The sequence below is a fragment of the Gorillibacterium sp. sgz306347 genome (assembly GCF_059735245.1).
In genome coordinates this window covers 1-20,748 of record NZ_JCAPET010000013.1, presented here as the reverse complement: position 1 = coordinate 20,748, position 20,748 = coordinate 1, and the positions used below count along the sequence as shown (strand labels likewise).

Annotated in this window: 19 protein-coding genes; all 19 read left to right on the top strand. The window is 59.3% G+C overall.

The window, feature by feature from the left end; translation table 11 throughout:
• The first annotated feature begins 33 nt into the window (after window positions 1-33).
• The 19 genes from nusA (at window position 34) to dapA (ending at window position 20,678) form a co-directional block, all read left to right on the top strand.
• Complete coding sequence (gene nusA / locus AC6I6H_RS09195) at window positions 34-1,131, top strand: transcription termination factor NusA (protein WP_497953458.1); 1,098 nt, start codon at window positions 34-36, stop codon at window positions 1,129-1,131.
• An 83-nt stretch (window positions 1,132-1,214) separates the two neighbouring features.
• On the top strand, window positions 1,215-1,529 hold the full coding sequence (rnpM, locus tag AC6I6H_RS09190) for an RNase P modulator RnpM (protein ID WP_497953457.1): 315 nt from the start codon (window positions 1,215-1,217) through the stop codon (window positions 1,527-1,529).
• Window positions 1,522-1,815, top strand: coding sequence for a L7Ae/L30e/S12e/Gadd45 family ribosomal protein (locus tag AC6I6H_RS09185; protein WP_497953456.1), 294 nt, complete (start codon window positions 1,522-1,524; stop codon window positions 1,813-1,815). The genes rnpM and AC6I6H_RS09185 overlap by 8 nt, the downstream gene beginning before the upstream one ends.
• A gap of 22 nt (window positions 1,816-1,837) precedes the next feature.
• Window positions 1,838-4,546, top strand: a complete 2,709-nt coding sequence (infB, locus tag AC6I6H_RS09180) for a translation initiation factor IF-2 (protein WP_497953455.1) — start codon at window positions 1,838-1,840, stop codon at window positions 4,544-4,546.
• Window positions 4,547-4,553: 7 nt separating this feature from the next.
• Window positions 4,554-4,910, top strand: a complete 357-nt coding sequence (rbfA, locus tag AC6I6H_RS09175; protein WP_497953454.1) for a 30S ribosome-binding factor RbfA — start codon at window positions 4,554-4,556, stop codon at window positions 4,908-4,910.
• Window positions 4,907-5,899 carry a DHH family phosphoesterase gene (locus tag AC6I6H_RS09170; RefSeq protein WP_497953453.1) on the top strand — a complete coding sequence of 331 codons (993 nt, stop codon included), beginning with the start codon at window positions 4,907-4,909 and terminating at the stop codon, window positions 5,897-5,899. The genes rbfA and AC6I6H_RS09170 overlap by 4 nt, the downstream gene beginning before the upstream one ends.
• Window positions 5,896-6,828 (top strand): tRNA pseudouridine(55) synthase TruB, encoded by a 933-nt coding sequence (truB, locus tag AC6I6H_RS09165; protein ID WP_497953452.1) that lies wholly within the window; start codon window positions 5,896-5,898, stop codon window positions 6,826-6,828. The genes AC6I6H_RS09170 and truB overlap by 4 nt, the downstream gene beginning before the upstream one ends.
• 46 nt (window positions 6,829-6,874) lie before the next feature.
• Complete coding sequence (locus tag AC6I6H_RS09160) at window positions 6,875-7,810, top strand: bifunctional riboflavin kinase/FAD synthetase (RefSeq protein ID WP_497953451.1); 936 nt, start codon at window positions 6,875-6,877, stop codon at window positions 7,808-7,810.
• A gap of 287 nt (window positions 7,811-8,097) precedes the next feature.
• Window positions 8,098-8,367 carry a 30S ribosomal protein S15 gene (gene rpsO, locus AC6I6H_RS09155; protein ID WP_497953450.1) on the top strand — a complete coding sequence of 90 codons (270 nt, stop codon included), beginning with the start codon at window positions 8,098-8,100 and terminating at the stop codon, window positions 8,365-8,367.
• A 202-nt stretch (window positions 8,368-8,569) separates the two neighbouring features.
• Window positions 8,570-10,750 (top strand): polyribonucleotide nucleotidyltransferase, encoded by a 2,181-nt coding sequence (pnp, locus tag AC6I6H_RS09150; RefSeq protein ID WP_497953449.1) that lies wholly within the window; start codon window positions 8,570-8,572, stop codon window positions 10,748-10,750.
• Between the two features lie 220 nt (window positions 10,751-10,970).
• On the top strand, window positions 10,971-12,020 hold the full coding sequence (locus AC6I6H_RS09145; RefSeq protein ID WP_497953448.1) for a polysaccharide deacetylase family protein: 1,050 nt from the start codon (window positions 10,971-10,973) through the stop codon (window positions 12,018-12,020).
• A gap of 41 nt (window positions 12,021-12,061) precedes the next feature.
• Complete coding sequence (locus AC6I6H_RS09140; protein WP_497953447.1) at window positions 12,062-13,330, top strand: M16 family metallopeptidase; 1,269 nt, start codon at window positions 12,062-12,064, stop codon at window positions 13,328-13,330.
• Window positions 13,308-13,754 carry a dUTP diphosphatase gene (gene dut / locus AC6I6H_RS09135; protein ID WP_497953446.1) on the top strand — a complete coding sequence of 149 codons (447 nt, stop codon included), beginning with the start codon at window positions 13,308-13,310 and terminating at the stop codon, window positions 13,752-13,754. Before AC6I6H_RS09140 ends, dut begins: the two co-directional genes overlap by 23 nt.
• A 91-nt stretch (window positions 13,755-13,845) precedes the next feature.
• Entirely contained in the window at window positions 13,846-15,699 is a 1,854-nt protein-coding gene (locus AC6I6H_RS09130) for an LTA synthase family protein (protein WP_497953445.1), read from the top strand.
• Between the two features lie 157 nt (window positions 15,700-15,856).
• Window positions 15,857-16,756, top strand: a complete 900-nt coding sequence (dpsA, locus tag AC6I6H_RS09125) for a dipicolinate synthase subunit DpsA (protein ID WP_497953444.1) — start codon at window positions 15,857-15,859, stop codon at window positions 16,754-16,756.
• Window positions 16,753-17,343, top strand: a complete 591-nt coding sequence (locus tag AC6I6H_RS09120; RefSeq protein WP_497953443.1) for a dipicolinate synthase subunit B — start codon at window positions 16,753-16,755, stop codon at window positions 17,341-17,343. The genes dpsA and AC6I6H_RS09120 overlap by 4 nt, the downstream gene beginning before the upstream one ends.
• Window positions 17,344-17,409: 66 nt before the next feature.
• Complete coding sequence (locus tag AC6I6H_RS09115) at window positions 17,410-18,447, top strand: aspartate-semialdehyde dehydrogenase (RefSeq protein ID WP_497953442.1); 1,038 nt, start codon at window positions 17,410-17,412, stop codon at window positions 18,445-18,447.
• Window positions 18,448-18,528: 81 nt separating this feature from the next.
• A complete protein-coding gene (gene dapG, locus AC6I6H_RS09110; RefSeq protein WP_497953441.1) occupies window positions 18,529-19,746 on the top strand; it encodes an aspartate kinase in 1,218 nt (405 codons plus the stop codon).
• A gap of 53 nt (window positions 19,747-19,799) precedes the next feature.
• The gene (dapA, locus tag AC6I6H_RS09105; protein ID WP_497953440.1) at window positions 19,800-20,678 is read left to right on the top strand and encodes a 4-hydroxy-tetrahydrodipicolinate synthase; all 879 of its coding nucleotides are present in this window, start codon (window positions 19,800-19,802) and stop codon (window positions 20,676-20,678) included.
• Window positions 20,679-20,748 lie beyond the last annotated feature (70 nt).

Below are 20,748 nucleotides of genomic sequence, written 5' to 3'. Positions count from 1 at the left end.
TGCAGATTACCGTAAAGGGGGACCGCAAGCATTATGAATAGCGATTTTATCGAAGCGCTGAACGAAATTGAAACCACCAAGGGGATCAGCAAGGACATTCTGATCGAAGCGATCGAGGCCGCCCTGATCTCCAGCTACAAGCGCAACTTCAATGCAGCGCAGAACGTAAGGGTGGACGTCAACCGGCTGACCGGGCTCATCAAAGTCTATGCCCGCAAAACGGTCAGCGAAGAGGTGCTCGATCCGCGTCTGGAAATCTCGTTGGAGGCGGCACGCGAAATCAGCGGCGGCTTTCAGCTCGGGGATATCGTCGAGATCGAAGTAACGCCCCGCGACTTCGGCCGGATCGCGGCGCAAACGGCCAAGCAGGTCGTCACCCAGCGCATTCGGGAAGCCGAACGCGGACTGATCTACAATGCGTTTATCGAAAAGGAAGAGGACATCGTGACGGGCATCGTGCAGCGTCAGGATACCCGCAGCCTGTTTGTGGACCTGGGCAAGGTGGAGGCGGTGCTTCCGCTTACCGAACTCATGCCCGGTGAGAAATTCAAACACAACGACCGGATCAAGGCGTTCATCACGAAGGTGGAGAATACGACCAAAGGCCCGCAAATCTTTCTTTCCCGCACTCATCCCGGTCTGCTGAAGCGGCTGTTTGAACTGGAAGTGCCCGAGATTTACGACGGCGTCGTGGAGATCCGCTCGGTCGCCCGCGAAGCCGGCCTGCGCTCGAAGATCGCCGTGCATTCCCGCAACTCGGAGGTCGATCCCGTCGGCTCGTGCGTCGGACCGAAAGGCGTCCGCGTCCAGACCGTCGTGGGCGAGCTGCGCGGCGAGAAAATCGACATCGTCCGCTGGTCCGAAGGCGTGGACGAGTACGTCGCCAATGCGCTCAGCCCCTCCAAGGTGCTGGAGGTCAACGTTTTTGAAAGCGAAAAAATGTGCCGGGTCATCGTCCCCGACAACCAGCTTTCGCTCGCGATCGGGATCAAAGGGCAAAATGCGCGTCTGGCTGCCAAGCTGACCGGCTGGAAGATCGACATCAAGAGCGAGGCCCAGGCGGAGCAGGAGTATGGACGTCCCCGTTCGTTGACCGGGGAAATGCACCAGGATTCCGTCAGCATTGACTGACGAGCGCCGTTTTCGGCCGGGCGGCCGTTCCGAGGACGCCTGTCCGATTTGCTTCTAACCAATAAATGCAGGCGGTGAGCGGGTTGAAACAACGAAAAATCCCCTTGCGCAAATGCGTGGCCTGTCAGGAAATGATGCCGAAGAAAGAGCTGATCCGCGTTGTCCGCACCCCGGAAGGGGATACCTTGATCGACCTCAAAGGAAAAATGTCGGGCCGCGGCGCCTATTTGTGCGGCAAACGCTCCTGCTTCAAACTGGCGCGCAAAAGCAAGGCCCTGGACCGGGCGCTGAAATCGCCGGTCAGCGACGAGATTTACAGCCGGCTGGAGCAGGAGTTCATCCGGGTGGAAGACGAGTTTAATGCGGCGAAGGCCGCCGACGGAGAAGAAGATGAATAAATTTTACAACCGGTTGGGGTTGGCCATGCGCGCCGGCAAAGTCGCCTTCGGCGACGACGCGGTGCTGGATGCGATCCGGAGCGGAGAAGCCCGGCTCGTGCTGCTGGCGAGCGATGCGTCGGACAACACCAAGAAAAAATACAGCGACAAATGCAGCCATTATCAGATACCGCTTTTGGAATGCGGGACCCGGCAGGAGATCGGGGCAGCAATCGGCAAAGAAGAACGGGTCGTTGTGGCCGTAAACGACGCCGGTTTCGCCAAACTCCTGACGGGAAGCGAGTGAATACCTGCGGAGGTGGAACGATTTGAGCAAACAAGACAATAATAAAGACAAACTCAGGGTGTACGAATACGCGAAATCTTTGAATATGAGCAGCAAAGAGATCATCAAGATCTTGCAGCGTTTGAATATTTCCGTCAACAACCACATGAGTGTAATGGAGAATGAGGCGGTGCATGCAGTGGAGAAATTTTTCCGGGATGTAAAAGCAGAAGCGGCGGCTCGCCGCGCAGCGGGGGAAACGGGTTCGGCGGGACGCCCCGCCGGCCAGGCGCTGGCGGCCGGGCAGGCGCAGACGCCGCAGCAGGGCGAACGCCCCAAGGCGGCGGCAAGCGGAGGCCAGACGGGTGGCAGCGGACAGCGTCCGGCAGCCCAAGGCGACCGTCCGCAAGGCGGCGGCCAAGGCCAAGGCGGTTCGCCGCGGCCGCATAACGACCGTCCGGGCGGAGAGCATCGCCCGCAGGGCGGACAGCGCAGCGGCGGTCAAGGCGACCGGCCGCAGGGAGCCGGCCAGCAAGGCGATCGCCCGCGCAGCGGGGGCCAAGGCGGCTACGGCGGCGGACGTCCGCAGGGCGGCGGCCAGGGCGGGCAGCGCCCGCAAGGCGGCGGCTACGGCGGCGGACGCCCGCAAGGCGGCGGCCAGGGCGGGCAGCGTCCGGCAGGCGGCGGCTACGGCGGCGGACAGCGTCCGGCAGCGCCGGCACCTTCCGCGGCGAGCCTGACGACGGGGAAACCCGAACAGCGCCGCAGCAAGGACCGCGACAAGGACAAAGGCGCTTCCAACCGGCAGCATGACAGCGGCGGGCGCCCGAACCGCAATGCGGTTGTGCCCGGCGTGGACGAAATGGACGTAAAGGCCAACGAAGGCGTCGGGTTCAAACGCCAGAAGCCGGGTGCCAAGAGCTTTGGCGGCGGACGCGGCGGCAAAAACCGGGGACGCTCGCAAGCGCCTCAGGTCCGGAAAGAGAAAGTGGACAATACGCCGAAGAAAATCATCGTGCGCGGCAACATGACCGTTGGCGAAACGGCAAAGCTTTTGCACAAGGACTTGTCCGAGGTTATCAAAAAGCTTCTGTTCCTGGGCACTATGGCAACGATCAACCAGGAGCTTGATCTGGATACGATTCAACTGCTGGCCACCGAGTTCGGCGTGGAAGTCGAGCTCAAGATCGCCGTCGACGAAGAAAACTTCGAAGCGATCGAAGAAGTGGATGAAGAAGCCGATCTTCTGGAGCGTCCCCCGGTCGTTACGATCATGGGCCACGTCGACCACGGCAAAACGACGCTGCTTGACGCCATCCGGGAATCGAGCGTGACCGAAGGCGAAGCCGGCGGAATCACGCAGCATATCGGGGCTTACCAGGTGGAGATCAACAACAAGAAGATCACCTTCCTGGATACGCCGGGCCACGAAGCCTTTACCTCCATGCGTGCCCGCGGCGCGCAGGTAACCGACATCACAATTCTGGTTGTCGCTGCCGATGACGGCGTCATGCCGCAGACGGTCGAAGCGATCAACCACGCCAAAGCCGCCGGCGTGCCGATTATCGTCGCGGTCAACAAAATCGACAAGCCGGGCGCAAACCCGGATAAAATCAAACAAGAGCTGACGGAATACGAGCTCGTGCCCGAAGAATGGGGCGGCGATACGATCTTCGTCAACATTTCCGCGAAGCAGCGTCAGAACCTTGAGGAACTGCTGGAAATGATTCTGCTCGTGGCCGAGGTCAAAGAACTGAAGGCCAACCCGAACAAGCGGGCGAGAGGCACCGTCATCGAGGCCGAGCTGGACAAAGGCAAAGGCCCCGTCGCCCGCGTGCTGATCCAGAACGGAACGCTCAAGGTCGGCGACAGCTTTATCGCCGGCGTTACCTTCGGGCGTGTCCGCGCCATGGTCAACGACAAAGGCAAGCGCCTCAAGGAAGCCGGTCCTTCCACCCCGGTGGAAATTACCGGCCTGACGGAAGTGCCGCACGCCGGCGATCCGTTCCTGGCTTACGAGGACGAGCGCAAGGCGCGGGACATCGCCGAACGCCGCGCGTCTACGCTGCGCCAATCGGAAATGGGCTCGACGAATACCCGCGTGACGCTGGACGATCTGTACAAACACATTCAAGAAGGCGAGATCAAAGATCTCTTCGTTATTATCAAAGCGGACGTGCAGGGCTCGGCGGAAGCGCTGAAAGGCTCCCTTGAGAAGATTGACGTGCAAGGCGCGCGGGTTAAGATTATTCATACCGGCGTCGGCGCCATTACGGAATCCGACATCACCCTGGCCTCCGCCTCCAACGCGATTGTCATCGGCTTCAACGTCCGTCCGGAGCCCCAGGCGAAAATCGCGGCCGATCAGGAGAAAGTCGACGTTCGTCTCCACCGGATCATCTACAACGTGATCGAGGAAATCGAACAGGCGATGAAGGGCATGCTCGACCCGGTATTCAAGGAAAACGTTATCGGCCACGCCGAGGTGCGCAACACGTTCAAGGTTTCCAAAGTCGGCACCATCGCCGGCTGCATGGTTACCTCCGGCAAGATCACCCGTTCGGCGGAAGCCCGCCTGATTCGCGGCGGCATCGTGGTTTACGAAGGCAAGATCGATTCCCTGAAACGCTTCAAGGACGACGCCAAGGAAGTGGCCCAAGGCTACGAGTGCGGCATCACGCTCGAGAAGTACAACGACCTCAAAGAAGGAGACGTCATCGAGGCGTTCGTTATGGAAACCGTAGAGAGGTGAGACAGCAATGGCTAAAATCCGAACCGGTCGCGTAGCGGAAGAAATCAAGAAGGAATTGAGCCTTGTTCTCCAACAGGAATTCAAAGACCCCGGCATCGGTTTTCTGACCATCACCGGTGTCGAGGTTACGAACGATCTTTCGCAGGCGAAGGTTTATCTCAGCGTGCTGGGATCGGAGGAGCAGCGGGAAACCACCCTGAAGGCCCTGGCCCGGGGAAAAGGATTTCTCCGCTCCGAGATCGGCAAGCGGATCCGGCTCCGCGTGGTGCCGGAGCTGATCTTCAAACTGGATACGTCCATTGATTACGGCAGCCGCATTCAGGAGCTGCTGACCAAGATCAACGACGGAAAGGCGGACCTATGAGCTCATCCCGTGCTCCTTTTGAAGCGCAGCTGGCCGAGGCCGCCCGCTTCATCCGGGAGGGGGACGACTTCCTGGTGGCGGCGCATTTGAATCCGGACGGCGATGCCATCGGCTCGACCCTGGCGGTCGGCGAAATGCTCGCTGCGCTCGGCAAGCGCCACCTCCTGGTGAACGAATCGGAGCTGCCGGAAAAGTTTGCTTTTCTGACAGAGGGGGAACGGCGGATTTCCGCCTTTTCCCCTGATTCCGGTTTTGCCTTTTCACATGTAATCTTTGTCGACTGCGCCGATTATACGCGCGCAGGCCGGGTGACGGCATTCCTGCCGGAAGGCGTGCCGCTGCTTAATATTGACCATCACGAGACCAATGACGATTACGGAACGGTCCAGCTGATCCAGCCGGATGCCGCGGCGACCGCTGAAATTCTGTATCATCTGGTGCGGGAGCTCGGGCTTGCTTTGACGAAGCCGCTGGCTTCCTTTCTCTATACCGGACTGATGACCGATACGGGCGGGTTTCGTTATTCCAACACCTCTCCCTCCGTGCTGCGGATTGCGGCCGAGCTGGTGGAAAGCGGGGCGCCGGGTGCGCTGCTTGCCGACCGGCTGCTGGAGCGGCTGACCCTCGCCCAGTTCCGGCTTCTGCGCCATGCGCTCACCGGGATGACGTTTGCCGGAGACGGCAAAATTGCCTGGCTGGCCGTCTCGCATGCCGATCTGTCGGCATCCGGGGCTTCGTCGGAAGACATGGAAGGGCTGGTCAATTATCCCCGAAACATCGAAGGGGTCGAAGTCGGCATTTTGTTCAAGGAAAACGAACCGGGCCGCTGGAAGGTCAGTTTGCGCTCGGCCGGTAGGGTGAACGTCGCCCGGCTGGCCGCGCGTTTTGGCGGCGGCGGCCATGAAAAGGCCGCGGGCTGCACCATTATGGGCGAATTAACGGATGCGGTCGAGCGGATCGTCGGGGAAGCGGGGAAGGATCTCGCATGAACGAAACGACGCTTGACGGCGTGCTGCCCGTCTGGAAGCCGGCCGGCATGACGTCCCACGACGTGGTTGCCAAGGTACGGCGCTTCACCGGCATTCGCCGGATCGGCCACACGGGTACGCTTGACCCGGAGGTGACCGGCGTTCTTCCGCTTTGCATCGGCCGGGCGACCCGGGTCGTCGAATACGTGCAGGAGCTGCCGAAGGAGTACGAGGCCGTCCTGACCATCGGCTATTCGACCGACACCGAGGATGCAACCGGCACGGTCTTGGAGCAGGTGGAGCGGGCGATGGTAACACGGGAGCAGGTCGAGGAGGCCTTCGCCCGATTTACCGGCGCGATCGAACAGATTCCTCCGATGTTTTCCGCCGTAAAAGTGGAAGGAAAACGGCTTTACGAGCTTGCTCGGGAGGGCAAGGAAATCGAGCGGAAGCCCCGGCGGGTGGAAATCTACCGGATCGAAACGCTCGGCATGGAGCTGGAACGGGCCCATCCCGAAATCCGCTTCCGCGTCTCCTGCTCAAAAGGCACGTATATCCGCACCCTTTGCGCGGATTTGGGCAAGGCGTTGGGGTATCCGGCCGTTATGTCCGGCCTGGTCCGCACCTCAACCGGCGCGATCCGCCGGGACCGCTGCCTGACGCTGGAGGAAGTCGAGAGGAAGGCGAAAGAAGGCTCTCTCGCAGAGGCTTTGATTCCTTCCGATCAAGCCGTGCCGCATTTTCCTTCCGCGGTTTTGCCGCCGGAGGAAGCCCGGCATGCGCTTCAGGGCAAAAGCATCCCGGCGGCGCACGCCTCCGGAAAGCTGGATGCCGCCGGTCTTGTCCGCTTGTACGGCGAACCGTCCGGAGAAGAAAGCGGCCGCTTTTTGGGGCTGTTTCGCCTGACGGGAGACCTCCGCTACTTGAAGCCGGAGAAGGTCTTTACTTGAACCGATTGATCCAATCCCAACACTAACGAAAAACGGAGAACCGCTCATGCAGGTGATAGAACTTAAGCAGCCGTTCGAGCTTTCGCGGCAGGCGCCCGGTGCCGTCGGCCAGCTGCTGGCCATCGGGGACTTCGACGGGCTGCACCGCGGCCATTTGACCGTGGTCGAACGGGCCAAGGAGAGAGCGCGTCAGCTCGGACGGCAGGCCGCCATCATGACCTTTCATCCTCATCCCAGAGAGATTCTGGGCACCGACAAGTACCGGCAGATCCTGACGCCGCTGCCGGACAAGCTTGAGCTGCTGAGGCAGGCGGGCGTCGACTGCACCTATGTGGTGGCGTTCGACAAATCCTTTTCCGCGATGGAGCCGCGGGCCTTTGTGGAGCAGGTGCTGGTTCCGCTCGCGCCCGATTCCGTTATTGTCGGCTTCGATTTTACCTTTGGCCGGGGCGGCGCAGGGAACGCGGATGCTCTGCCGGCACTGGCCGGCGGGAAATTCGCCGTTGAAGTGGTCCGCCCTTTCCAGCAAAACGGCACCAAGGTGAGCAGCACGCTCGTGCGGGAATGCCTCGCCGAAGGCAGGCTGGAGGAAGCGGCCGAGCTGCTCGGCCGGCATTATTCGCTTGCCGGAGTTGTGGTACACGGGGAAGCGCGAGGCCGTACGATCGGGTACCGCACGGCGAATGTTCAAACCGAGCAGCCCTACGTCATTCCCAAAAACGGAGTTTATGCCGTGCGCGCTTCCGTTCGCGGCGAAACCTACGCCGGAGTGATGAACATCGGGGTTAAACCGACGTTTGCCGGCAGTGTGCAAACCCTGGAGGTCCATCTGTTTGATTTTGAGGAGGACATTTACGGGGAAACGCTCCGGGTCGATTTTGTCGCGATGCTCCGGGACGAAAAAAAATTCGGCTCCGTGCAGGAGCTAATCGCCCAGATCGGCGCCGATTCGGCACGGGCCCGCGAGCTGCTGCTGGGCTGATTGAGAGCGGGCGCCACGCCCCGGGCTACCCGAGATTGGGCCGGACCGCGCCAACGACAGCCTCGCAGTCGGACGCACTCCCGCTGTGCGGGAAACGAAGAACCGGCATGGCCTGCGCGTTTTTCGCTTCATTTTATCAATTGCGCAGGGAACATTTACTTCTTTCCGCCAGTTGTGTTATACTGTTAAACGGCGCTTAGGAGCCGAGAACCTCTGCTTGGTTGCCCGCTCTCACCGGCGGTTACTGGGCTGCAGGCGATTTTGAACAAGAGAAGGAGGTGAGCGTAATGGCATTGACTCAGGAACGGAAACAAGAGTTGATCACCGAACACAAGGTTCACGACACGGATACCGGTTCGCCGGAGGTTCAAGTCGCGATCCTGACGCAGAACATCGTCAACCTGACCAACCATTTGCGCGTCCACAAGAAGGATCATCATTCCCGCCGCGGACTGCTCAAGATGGTCGGCCAACGCCGCAAACTGCTGGCGTACCTGAAAAACAAGGATATCCGGCGTTACAGCGCGCTGATCGAGAAGCTCGGTCTCCGCAGGTAATCCCGTGAGAAGAGGGAAGCAACCGATGTTCCCCCGTGCCCGGCGCACGGGCAACAAGGTTGCTTTTTCTTGATTATGCGTGTTTGCGCGAGCGGGAGGGCGAATTTCGGTTCGTCCTGCCCATCTTTGCAACCGCTATCCGGACAAGTCCGACCCCGGCGGGAAAAACGCAAGATGAACTCGTTACAAACGGGAGGTAGCTATGGAAAAAACAATTCAGTTTGAGTTGGCGGGACGTCCATTCAGTTTGGAAACCGGCAAGCTGGCCAAGCAGGCGAACGGAGCGGTTATGGCGCGTTACGGCGATACCGCCGTTTTGTGTACGGTGACGGCTTCTTCCGAGCCGAAGGACCTCGATTTCTTTCCGCTGACGGTCAATTATGAAGAGAAGATGTACGCGGTCGGCAAAATCCCCGGCGGCTACATCAAGCGGGAAGGGCGCCCGACGCAAAAAGCGATTCTGGCCAGCCGTCTCACCGACCGCCCGATCCGCCCGTTGTTCCCGGAAGGCTTCCGCAACGACGTGCAGATCGTCAACCTGGTCATGAGCGTGGAGCAGGACTGCAGCCCGGAGATCGTCGCCATGATCGGCACGTCCGCCGCGCTCAGCATCTCCAACGTACCGTTTGACGGCCCGATCGGCGGCGTCATCGTCGGCCGCGTGAACGGAGAATTCGTGATCAACCCGACGGTCGAGCAGGCCGCCGTGACCGAGCTGTACTTGGTCGTAGCCGGTACGAAGGACGCCATCATGATGGTCGAGGCCGAAGCGCATGAGGTTCCCGAAGAGATCATGCTCGAAGCGATCATGTTCGGCCACGAGGAAATCCGCAAGATCGTCGCCAAAATCGAAGAATTCACGGCCGAGGTCGGCAAGCCGAAGATGGAAGTGGTGCTTCACCAGGTGGATGCCGAAGTCAACGCGCAGGTGCGCGAGTTCGCCGCTTCCCGTCTGGTGGAAGCCGTGCGGATCGGCGAGAAGCAGGCCCGCCAGGAAGCGATCGATCAAGTGAATGCGGACGCGGTCGAGCACTTCAAGGAAGTCTACGCGGAAGACCCGGACAAGGTCGACGACGTCAAGGAAGTGCTGTACGACATCGTCAAAGAAGAAGTCCGCCGTCTGATCACCCATGACAAGGTCCGCCCGGACGGCCGTGCGGTGGATGAAATCCGCCCGATCAGCAGCGAAACCTCTCTTCTGCCAAGAACCCACGGTTCGGCGCTGTTCACCCGCGGACAAACCCAGGCACTCAGCGTTTGTACGCTTGGCGCGCTCGGCGACGTGCAGATTCTCGACGGCATCGACCTGGAAGAATCGAAGCGTTTTATGCACCATTACAACTTCCCGCCTTTCAGCGTCGGCGAAGCCAGACCGCTTCGCGCGCCCGGACGGCGTGAAATCGGACACGGCGCCCTCGGCGAGCGTGCGCTCGAGATGGTTCTGCCGGACGAAGCCGATTTTCCGTACACGATTCGTCTTGTATCGGAAGTGCTGGAATCGAACGGCTCCACTTCGCAGGCCAGCATTTGCGCAAGCTGCATGGCGCTCATGGACGCAGGCGTTCCGATCAAGGCGCCGGTGGCCGGTGTTGCGATGGGCCTGATCAAGGACGGCGACCATGTCACCATCCTGACGGACATTCAGGGCATGGAAGACCACTTGGGCGACATGGACTTTAAAGTGGCCGGCACCAAGAAAGGCGTCACGGCCATCCAGATGGACATCAAAATCGGCGGCATAGACCGTTCCATCCTGGACGAAGCCCTGAAGCAAGCGTACAAGGGCCGGATGTTTATCATGGAGAAGATGATGGAAACCATTTCGGAGCCGCGGAAGAACCTGTCGCCGTATGCGCCGAAAATCATCATCATGCAGATCAATCCCGACAAAATCCGTGAAGTTATCGGAGCGGGCGGGAAGATCATCAACAAGATCATCGAGGAAACCGGCGTGAAGATCGACATCGAGCAGGACGGCAAAGTGTACATCGCTTCGTCGAACCAGGAGATGAACGAAAAAGCGCGCTCGATTATCGAAGGAATTGTACGCGACGTCGTGGTTGGCGAGATTTACGTCGGCACCGTCAAACGCGTGGAGAAATTCGGCGCCTTCGTCGAAGTGCTTCCGGGCAAAGAGGGCCTCGTGCACATTTCCCAGCTTTCCACGGAACGGGTGGCGAACACCGAGGACGTTGTGTCCGTCGGCGATTCGATCACCGTCAAGGTGACGGAAATCGACCAGCAGGGCCGCGTAAACCTGTCGCGCAAAGCTGTATTGGATCCGACGGCATCGACGGAAATCGTCCGTACGCCCCGCCCGTCGGGACCGAGCCGCCAGGGCGGCGGGAACGGGCCGAGAGGACCGAGACCGGAACGGAAGTAACGGGAGCGGTTGACATCCGCCGTGCGGATCTCGACCGTCCCGGTTTATTCTCTTCCACCGCTGATCCAAAAGGACTCCGAAAGGAGTTTTTTTGTTTTTCAGGGGATTGCTTCATTGACCGTCTGGAGCAGCCTGCTTCAAAAGCGATTTCTTCTAGGAGGCCCTTGTCCCGCATAAACTGGTTGCAAAACGGGGGCAGCTCCCGGAAGGAGCGGGGAAGATGAACAAATGGACGGCAGGGCTGGCGGGACTGGCCGCTGCGGTTTTGATCGGATCGTTCTGGCCGCGGCTGGGCATAGCGGCCTATGTGCACGAGATCAAGCAAACCGAGGCCCGTTCGGCCGCGGTTCCGCGGGGGGCCGCGGCGAAGCAAGCCGAAGAGCGGGCGAACCGGCAGCTGCTCGAGCGCATCAAGCAAGAAGCGGACGCACGGCGGATTGCGCCGGTGAACGCGCGGATCGACCGTGTCTGGAAAGCGATTCCCGGATACAACGGCCTGGAAGTGGACGAGCGGGAAACGCTCGCCTTGGCGCAAGACTACCGGGTCGGTCCGGACCAGACGCTTCCTTTGGTGTACCGGGAGGTGCAGCCGGAGCTTCAGCTGACCGATCTTGAGCCGAATCCGGTTTACAAAGGAAACCCGGCAAAGCCGATGGCGGCGCTTATGATCAATGTGGCGTGGGGCGAGACGTTTCTTGCCGAAATGCTGGAAAAGTTGAAGAAAGAAAATGTTCGTGCTACATTCTTCTTTGACGGTTCCTGGTTGTCCGGGCATTTGGACATGGCGCGGCAAATTGCGGCGCTCGGGCATGAGCTGTCCAACCACGGGTACAGCCACCGGAACATGAGCAAGTTGAGCGAAGCGGAAGTCCGGGATGAGATTGCCCGGACCGAGCGGCTTTTGGAGCGGGAACTGGGCGTGCGCAACACGCTGCTTGCGCCCCCGTCCGGGGACTTTGATAGGCGCACCGTGCGGATTGCCCGCGAGATGGGGCTGCAAACGGTGCTTTGGACGCTGGATACGCTGGACTGGAAAGAACCGGGGGCCGATTTCGCGGTACGCAAGGTATCGGCACAGGCCGAGCCGGGCACGCTGATTCTGATGCACCCGACCGCTACGTCAAGCGAAGCTTTGGAGGAGATCATTCGCGTCATACGCAGGAAAGGGCTGGCCCTTGGAACCGTAAGCCAGCTGCTGTCCTCCGATCGGGTGCCTGTGCTGGAAAACGGCATGTCCGGCGGAGGGAACCAAACGAACAACCGGCCGTAACTATACAGACGGACGGATGAAGGACTGGATGGAGGGTTTACGTGATCAAATTGGAATTATCGAACGGATTGCGGGTCGTGATGGAGAAAATCCCGACGCTGCGCTCCGTTTCCTTCGGAATATGGGTGCGTGCGGGGTCCCGCAATGAAACGCCCGCGCAGAACGGCATTTCGCATTTTATCGAACATATGCTTTTCAAGGGAACGGAACGGTACGACGCGGCGCAAATCGCGGATTTGTTTGACGGGATCGGGGGGAACGTAAACGCATTTACGTCCAAAGAATACACCAGCTATTATGCAAAGGTGCTGGACGAGCATCTGCCGCTTGCGATGGATGTTCTGGCGGATATGTTTTTCCGGTCCCGTTTTGACAAGGCCGAGATGGACAAAGAGCGGAATGTCATCCTGGAGGAAATCGCGATGTACGAAGACACGCCGGATGATCTGGTGCACGATCTTCTGGCCAAGGCGGCGTACGGGGAGCATCCGCTGGGCATGACCATCCTCGGACCGGAGGAAAACCTGCTTTCCCTGGATCGGGAAGACCTGCGGGCCTACATGCGCGAGCGGTACAGCGTCAAGGAAACGGTGATTGCGGTCGCCGGCAATTATCCGGACAATATGGCCGACCTGCTGGAAGAGCATTTCGGCTCGTTTTCGGTGCAAGGGGGCGGGGAGCCGGACTTGAAGGCGCCCGTTTTTGCGGCGGACCGCATTTTCTACGAGAAGGATACGGAGCAGAATCACATCTGCCTGGCGCTGCCCGGCTGCGCGCTTTCGGACGACAAGCTGTATGCCATGATCCTGTTGAACAACGCGATCGGGGGAGGCATGAGCTCCCGGCTGTTCCAGGAAATCCGTGAGAAGCGGGGCCTGGCCTACTCCGTGTATTCGTATCATTCGGCCCATGCCGACAGCGGGCTGTTTGCGATTTACGCGGGGACCGCGCCGAAGCAGACGGCCGAAGTGCTGAAGCTGACCGAAGCGATTCTGGAGGATGTATACCGGAACGGCCTCACCGCCGCGGAGCTCCGCAAAGGAAAAGAGCAGCTCAAAGGGAACCTGATCCTGGGGCTGGAAAGCTCGGGCAGCCGGATGAACCGGATCGGCAAAAACGAGCTGATGCTCGGCCGGCACGATTCCATCGACGAGATTATCGCCCGGATCGAACGCGTTACCGACGAGGACATTCGCGCCGTCATCGCCCACTCCTTCTCCGAACCGTTTGCGGTTTCCATGGTGGGAGAGTCGGACAAAGACTTGAACGGCTTCAGGAGGGATTTGTTTGTCTCATCTCGTACAAATTAAAAAATTGCCCGGGCAGGAGGATCTTCCGCTGCCGCAAAAGATGTCCGAAGCGGCGGCCGGGTTTGACCTCCACGCGGCGGTAACGGAACCGGTGACACTGAATCCCGGCGCGCGCTCGCTCGTGCCCGCCGGCTTTCAAATGGCCATGCCCGAAACGCTGGAAGCGCAAATCCGCCCGCGCAGCGGGCTGGCCTTCAAGCACGGCATCACCTGTTTGAACTCGCCCGGCACCATTGACGCCGATTATCGGGGAGAAGTCAAAGTGCTGTTGGTCAATCTGGGGACGGAGCCGTTTGTCATCAACCGCGGCGAGCGGATTGCCCAGATGGTTTTTCAGGAAGTCCCGCGCGTTCGTCTGGAGGAAACGGACGAGCTTTCCGATACGGTGCGGGGTGCGGGCGGATTCGGCCACACGGGAAGCTGACGCTCCCTGAAGGACCCTGCGCTGGGTATCGCTCCGCCGGCAAACCGCGACTCGCGGCGCGCGGCGGATGAAAGAGATCGGAGGAGCAGCCTTGAACCAGAAGTCGAACTTTTTTGCTACGCCTTTTTTTGTTTTTACCGTCGCCATGCTGCTGAAAATCGCCCTTGCCGGATCCGTCGTATTCGGGAACGCTTCCTTATGGACGCCGCTGATAACGGCCATTCCCTCGGTTTGGCTGTTTTTCTGCCTGATCGAAATATTTGCCAGGAAACGGCGCATTTTTTGGTACCTGCTGGTCAATACCGTCCTGACGTCGATTTATTTTGCCGTCATTATGTATTACAAGTACTTTGGGGTCATCGTTACCTATCGGGCGCTGCAGCAGGCCGGCCAGGTTACGCAGGTGAAAGGGAGCGTCATGCATTTGATGCATGCGTACTTCCTTTTGGTTTACATCGATATCGTCCTGTTTTTGCTGGTGTACGCTTTTCTTCCCCGCATTCGCAAATGGGGGCGTGAGCGTGTCGGCAAAAAAAGCGTATACGCCGGGCTATTGGCGGCTTCGCTGGCGGTTTGCGTCGCCACCGTGGGGGCGAACAAAGGGATCGTTAACGAGTTGAAGCAAGCGCAGCACATGGGGATTTTAAACTATGAAGCGCATATTATCGCTTCGGATCTTTTCAAGCGCCCGGCCGGGCCGGTTCAGGTGACCGAGTCGCAGGTCGTCGAATTGAAAACGGGGAAACCCGCTGTGCCTGTAGAAAATCCGGAATACAAAGGGATCGCCAAAGGGAGAAACCTGATCATTATTCAGCTGGAAGCCTTTCAGGATTTTCTGATCGGCAAGTCGGTGGATGGAGTGGAGCTGACGCCGAACCTGAACCGCCTGGCGAAGGAAAGCATCTATTTCACCAACTTCTTCCAGCAAGCCGGACAGGGGAACACCTCGGACGCGGAATACCTTATCAACACCTCGCTGTTTGTTCCGCCCAACGGGGCCGCGGCCCAGACCTATGTGGACAAAGCATTGCCAAGCCTGCCGAAGCTGTTCAAGACCCAGGGGTACGGCACCTATACGTTCCATACGAACGACGTCCGGTTCTGGAACCGGGATCAGCTGTACGCGGCTTTGGGCTTTGACAAGTATTACGACCGAACGTTTTTTGACGACGAAGATTTCCTGTTCTTCGGTTCCTCGGACCCCGTCCTTTACCGGAAGACGGCGGAAGAGCTCGGCCGCTTCCAGGCGGAAGGCAAGCCGTTTTACTCGATGGTCGTTTCGATGTCCAGCCATCACCCCTTCGACATGCCGGAGGACCGCCGCCTGATAGAGCTGCCGGAACGGTACAACGACACGTTCGTCGGCGATTACCTGCAGGGCCAGCATTACGCGGACCACGCGCTCGGGGAATTTATCGGCCAATTGAAGGCGAACGGCGTCTGGGACAACAGTCTGATCGTGATTTATGGCGACCATATGGGATTGCCGATTTATTCATTGACGGATCACGAAAAGGATCTGCTGAAGGAGCTTCTCGGCCGGGAATATGCTTACCCGGATATGCTGAACATCCCGCTCATTATCGCCGCTCCCGGCAAAGTCGGGGCGCGGGAATACCATCACGTAGGCGGCCAGGTGGACGTTCTGCCGACGGTGGCCAATCTGATGGATCTTCCGCTCGGCGACATGGTGGTCTTCGGCCAGGATATTCTGAATCGAAAAGAAAACCTGCTGCCGGAGCGGTATTACCTGCCGTCCGGGTCTTATATCACCAACAAGGCGATCTTTGTGCCCGGCAAAGGATTTTCGGACGGAAGCGTCTATCCGCTGCCGGAAGGGGAGGCTTCTCCTCCGGGACAGGAGACGGATAAAGAGGAATTCGCGCGTGCGCTCAAGCTGATCAAGCTGGGCGACGCCTATGTGCAGAACTTGCCGGAACGGTAAAGCCTTCCTGCGGACCTTTAACGGGACCCGCGGTCCAGCACTCCCAAGAGGGGCGGACCGCGGGTCCCGGCGTTTGCGGAAGCCCCGCTTTTTCACCCATTGGCTGCGGTGGGCATACGATAACTTATCGACTACCGCCAGAAAAGGGTGTGACGACATGCTAACCGGAACCCGGATCGCCATCATCGGCGGCGACTCCCGACAGCTTGAGGTTATCCGGCGCTTGGCCGGAGAAGGGGCGACAGTGCTCGTGATGGGCTTCGAGAAATGGGAGTGCGCGGTGGAAGGCGCTCGCCATGCTGCATTCGGCCCGGACGCCGTATCGGGTGTGGATGCCGTATTGCTGCCCGTCGTCGGAACGGATGACGGAGGGCGGGTGCAGGCGACCTACGGCAGCGCCCCTTTGCTGTTCGACGATACGATTGCATCCGCTCTTCCCCAAGGAACACGCGTATTTACGGGAATGGCGAAGCCCTATTTAAAAGAATTGTGCCGGCGGCATTCCCTTCGCCTTGTCGAGCTGTTGGAGCGGGACGACGTTGCGATCCTGAATTCGATCCCCACGGCCGAGGGGGCGCTGCTGCTTGCAATTCAGCATACCGATTTCACCATACACGGATCAACCAGTCTGGTGCTCGGCATGGGCCGTACGGGCATTACCATGGCGCGGGTGCTGAAAGGGCTCGGCTCGCGCGTTAAAGCCGGCGTGCGCAAGCCGGACCAGTTCGCGAGGGCGCTCGAGTCCGGCTTTGAACCCTTTTATATGGACCAGCTGGAGGATGCGGCGGGGACGGCGGACCTCATCTTCAATACGGTTCCCGCTGTGGTACTGACGGAGACGGCGATTGCACGGCTTCCCCGCCACGCCCTGATCATTGACCTTGCTTCCAGGCCGGGAGGGACCGACTTCGCCGCCGCCGAGCAGCGAGGAATCAAAGCGATGCTCGCCCCGGGACTGCCGGGAATCGTCGCCCCGAAAACGGCGGGCGCCATTATCGGCACCACGCTGTGCGGGCTGTTGGCCGGAGAGAGTTCCAAAGGGAGGGAACAAGGATGACGCTGCAGGGTAAAACGGTCGGTTTCGCGATCACGGGATCGCATTGCACGCTTGCCGAGGTGCTTCCGCAAATTGAGCGCTTTCTCGCCGCCGGAGCGTCGGTCGTTCCCCTTGCTTCGCCGGCTCTGATGGGCACGGATACGCGGTTCGGAACGTCTGAGTCATGGCAAAAAGAGTTGAAAGAACGGACGGGAAATGATATCATTTCTACAATTGTTCAGGCGGAACCGCTCGGTCCCGCCAAGCGGCTGGACCTGCTGGTTATCGCCCCTTGCACGGGCAATACAACCAGCAAGCTGGCGAACGCCGTGACGGACAGCGCGGTGCTTATGGCCGCCAAAGCGCAGATGCGCAACCAGCGGCCGACGGTCCTGGCGATTTCCACGAACGACGGTCTTGGTTTGAACATGGCGAACATCGCCAAGCTTTTGACCGCGAAACATATTTATTTCGTCCCCTTCCGCCAGGATGATCCGTTCGGCAAGCCTAATTCGCTTGTCGCCCGCATGGATCTGATTCTGGAGGCCAGCGTTGCCGCTTTGCAGGGAACGCAGCTGCAGCCGCTTCTGGCGGGACGGGAGGCTTGAACCGGATGCCGCGAAGGCGGAAGGGCGGATAAACAACGGATAACGAATAAGGGAGAGACGTAAGCAATGGGGTCACAGAAACGCGTTAACGTAGCAGTTGTCGGAATTACCGGAGCGGTCGGCCAGCAAATTATCCGGCTCCTGGAGGAACGGGATTTTCCGATCGGGGAGCTGAAGCTGCTGGCTTCCGCCCGTTCCGCCGGGAAGAAAGTGCCCTTCAAGGGGCGGGAAATCACCGTGGAGGAAGCGACGCCGGAAAGCTTTGAAGGCATCCAGATCGCATTCTTCAGCGCGGGCGGCAGCGTGAGCGAAGCGCTTGTTCCGGCAGCCGTTAAAGCGGGCGCCGTCTGCATCGACAACACGAACGCGTTTCGGATGGACCCGGAAACTCCGCTTGTCGTTCCTGAAGTAAACCTGGACATGATCGCGCGCCACAAGGGTGTCATTGCGAACCCGAACTGCTCCACCATTCAAATGGTGGCGGCGCTGAAGCCGCTTTATGACCGCTTCGGCATTTCCCGCATCATCGTTTCCACCTACCAGGCTGTTTCCGGCGCCGGGGCGAAGGCGATTGAAGAGCTGAAGCGCCAATCGCAGCGGGCTTTGGAGGGCAACGACGTGCAGCCGGACATTTTGCCCGTTTCGTCTCTGCCGGTGAAGCACCAAATCGCCTTTAACGCCATTCCGCAAATCGATAAATTCCTCGACAACGGCTTCACGAACGAAGAGATGAAGATGATCCGGGAAACCAAGAAAATCATGGGCGACGACAGCATCGCCGTTACGGCGACCTGCGTCCGGATTCCGGTTTATTACGGCCATTCGGAATCGGTTTACGTGGAGCTGAAAAGCGATTTCGAGCTGGAGGAAGTGCGCAGCCTGCTCGCAAACGCTCCGGGCATCGTGCTTTGCGACGAGCCGGGCGAACAGAAATATCCTCTGGCGACGGAAGCCGCCGGCAAGCTGGATACCTATGTCGGCCGGGTGCGGAGAGACCTGGAAAACCCGCACGGCCTGAACCTTTGGGTGGTATCGGACAATCTGCTGAAAGGCGCGGCCTGGAACGCCGTGCAAATCGGGGAGCATCTTGTTCAGCAAAGCTGAACAAGATGGTTTTTTCCGTTTTCGACTAACGCCATAACCGGCGAATCACAGCAAGAGGCTGTTTTGGAGAGAGGGAAAAACGTGCGGATTTTGGTTCAGAAATTCGGCGGAACCTCGGTTTCGAATGCCGAGGGTAGAAAGCACGTGATCCGGCACGTCCGCGACGGTTTGGAAAGCGGATACCGGCTGGTTGTCGTCGTGTCGGCCATGGGGCGCAAAGGGGATCCCTACGCCACCGATACGCTGTTGGATTTGATCTCCGCGAACGGGAACGCGCTTCCCGACCGCGAGAAGGATATGTTGCTTTACTGCGGGGAGACCATCTCGGCCGTTACCTTATGCAGCACGCTGAACGCGGAGGGGATTTCCGCATCGGTGCTGAACGGGGCGCAGGCCGGAATAATGACCAACGACCACTATGGGAACGCCCAAATTCTTTCCGTCCAGCCGACTCGTATTATGGATTTGCTGGAGCAGGACAAGGTCGTGATCGTGACCGGGTTTCAAGGCCGGACGGCCGCCGATGACTTCACCACGCTGGGAAGGGGCGGGAGCGACACGACCGCGACCGCGCTCGGCGTCGCCCTGCGGGCGGAGATCGTCGACATTTTTACGGACGTGGACGGAATTTTGACCGCGGACCCGAAGATTGTCCACGATGCGAAGCAGCTTCCGAGAATCACGTATGCGGAAATCTGCAACATGGCGTACAATGGGGCGAAAGTGATTCATCCGCGTGCCGTTGAAATTGCCATGCAGGCAAATATGCCGGTGCGCGTCCGTTCGACCTTCAGCGATTCGGAGGGAACGCTCCTTACCGGACTGAGCGACGCGAGAGACCGCGCCGGCGGCGTCGGGGACCGCACCGTAACTGCGATTGCGCACGTTTCCGGCGTAACCCAGATTCAGGTCGCCGCGGAAGAAGGCCAGCACGACCTTCAGTTGAAGGTTTTTCAGGCCATGGCGGTTGCGGGGATCAGTGTGGACTTTATCAATGTGTATCCGTGGAAGCTTGTGTTTACCGTTTCGGACCAAGTGGCGCTTCAAGCGGTCACCGCGTTAAAGGAATTGGGATTAATGCCCGAAACCTTGTCCGGCTGCGCAAAAGTATCCGTCATCGGAGGAGGCATCACCGGCGTTCCCGGCATCATGGCGAGGATCGTTGAAGCCATGGCAGAGCAGGGCGTCACCATCCTCCAATCGGCGGATTCCAATATCACAATTTGGGTGCTTGTGCGCGGCGAAGACATGGTCAAGGCCGTGCAGGCGCTGCACAACAAGTTTTTGCTTCACGTTTGAAAGGCCGCCGGCCGGCAATTGCCGGACCGGGGGCAAACAAAGGAGGAACGGCTTTGGATTTCGGAAGATTGATCACCGCTATGGTAACACCGTTCGACAGCGACCTGCAGATCGATTGGAAGCAGCTTGAGAAGCTTGTCGATTACCTGATCGTTGAACAGAAAAGCGAAAGCCTCGTCGTTTGCGGAACAACCGGCGAAACCTCGACCTTGTCGGACGATGAGAAAGTCGGATTGTTCAGAGAAGTGGTTCGCCTGGCGAACGGCCGCTGCAAGGTCATCGCCGGTTCCGGCAGCAATGAAACGGCGCACAGCGTCGTCCTGACCCGCAAAGCGGAAGAAGTCGGTGTCGACGGTATTTTAACCGTGACGCCCTATTATGTACGTCCTTCCCAGGAAGGCCTCTATCGGCACTTCAAAGCCGTGGCCGAAGCGACAAGCTTGCCCGTCATGCTTTACAACATCCCCGGAAGAGCCAGCGTCAACCTGGAAGCCGAAACCGCGCTCCGGCTGGCGCATGACATCCCGAACATCGTATCCAGCAAAGAAGCGCACTGCGACTTTGACCACTTGACCAAGCTGCTTGACGAAGCGCCGGAAGGCTTCCGGATTTACTGTGGAGAGGATTCGCTGACGCTGCCGTTCCTGTCCATCGGCTGCTACGGTTCCGTCAGCGTCGCCAGTCATGTGGTTGGCGGCGAGCTGCAGGAATTGATTCACACGTATCTGAAAGGCGATGTAAACGGCGCGATGGCGCTGCACCGCAAGCTTCATCCGGTTCTGAAGGGCTTGTTCTTCTGCCCTCACCGCGTTCCCAGTCCCGCTCCGGTTAAGGCAGCGCTGAACTTGAAGGGAATGCAGGTAGGCGGCGTCCGGCTGCCGCTTGTTCCGTGCACGGAAGAAGAAATTGCTTTCTTGCGGGAACTGATTTAAGTTTTCTTTTCCAGTGCGAACGAATGAAAAGAGGGTGTCCCAAAAGCAGGTTTCTGGAACAGACCACAAA

Coding starts and splice junctions, on each gene's coding strand:
- AC6I6H_RS09115 (WP_497953442.1), top strand. CDS start 17,410: ATGGGGTCACAGAAACGCGTTAACGTAGCAGTTGTCGGAATTACCGGA.
- AC6I6H_RS09145 (WP_497953448.1), top strand. CDS start 10,971: ATGAACAAATGGACGGCAGGGCTGGCGGGACTGGCCGCTGCGGTTTTG.
- rpsO (WP_497953450.1), top strand. CDS start 8,098: ATGGCATTGACTCAGGAACGGAAACAAGAGTTGATCACCGAACACAAG.
- dpsA (WP_497953444.1), top strand. CDS start 15,857: ATGCTAACCGGAACCCGGATCGCCATCATCGGCGGCGACTCCCGACAG.
- truB (WP_497953452.1), top strand. CDS start 5,896: ATGAACGAAACGACGCTTGACGGCGTGCTGCCCGTCTGGAAGCCGGCC.
- pnp (WP_497953449.1), top strand. CDS start 8,570: ATGGAAAAAACAATTCAGTTTGAGTTGGCGGGACGTCCATTCAGTTTG.
- AC6I6H_RS09120 (WP_497953443.1), top strand. CDS start 16,753: ATGACGCTGCAGGGTAAAACGGTCGGTTTCGCGATCACGGGATCGCAT.
- AC6I6H_RS09170 (WP_497953453.1), top strand. CDS start 4,907: ATGAGCTCATCCCGTGCTCCTTTTGAAGCGCAGCTGGCCGAGGCCGCC.
- AC6I6H_RS09185 (WP_497953456.1), top strand. CDS start 1,522: ATGAATAAATTTTACAACCGGTTGGGGTTGGCCATGCGCGCCGGCAAA.
- nusA (WP_497953458.1), top strand. CDS start 34: ATGAATAGCGATTTTATCGAAGCGCTGAACGAAATTGAAACCACCAAG.
- rbfA (WP_497953454.1), top strand. CDS start 4,554: ATGGCTAAAATCCGAACCGGTCGCGTAGCGGAAGAAATCAAGAAGGAA.
- AC6I6H_RS09160 (WP_497953451.1), top strand. CDS start 6,875: ATGCAGGTGATAGAACTTAAGCAGCCGTTCGAGCTTTCGCGGCAGGCG.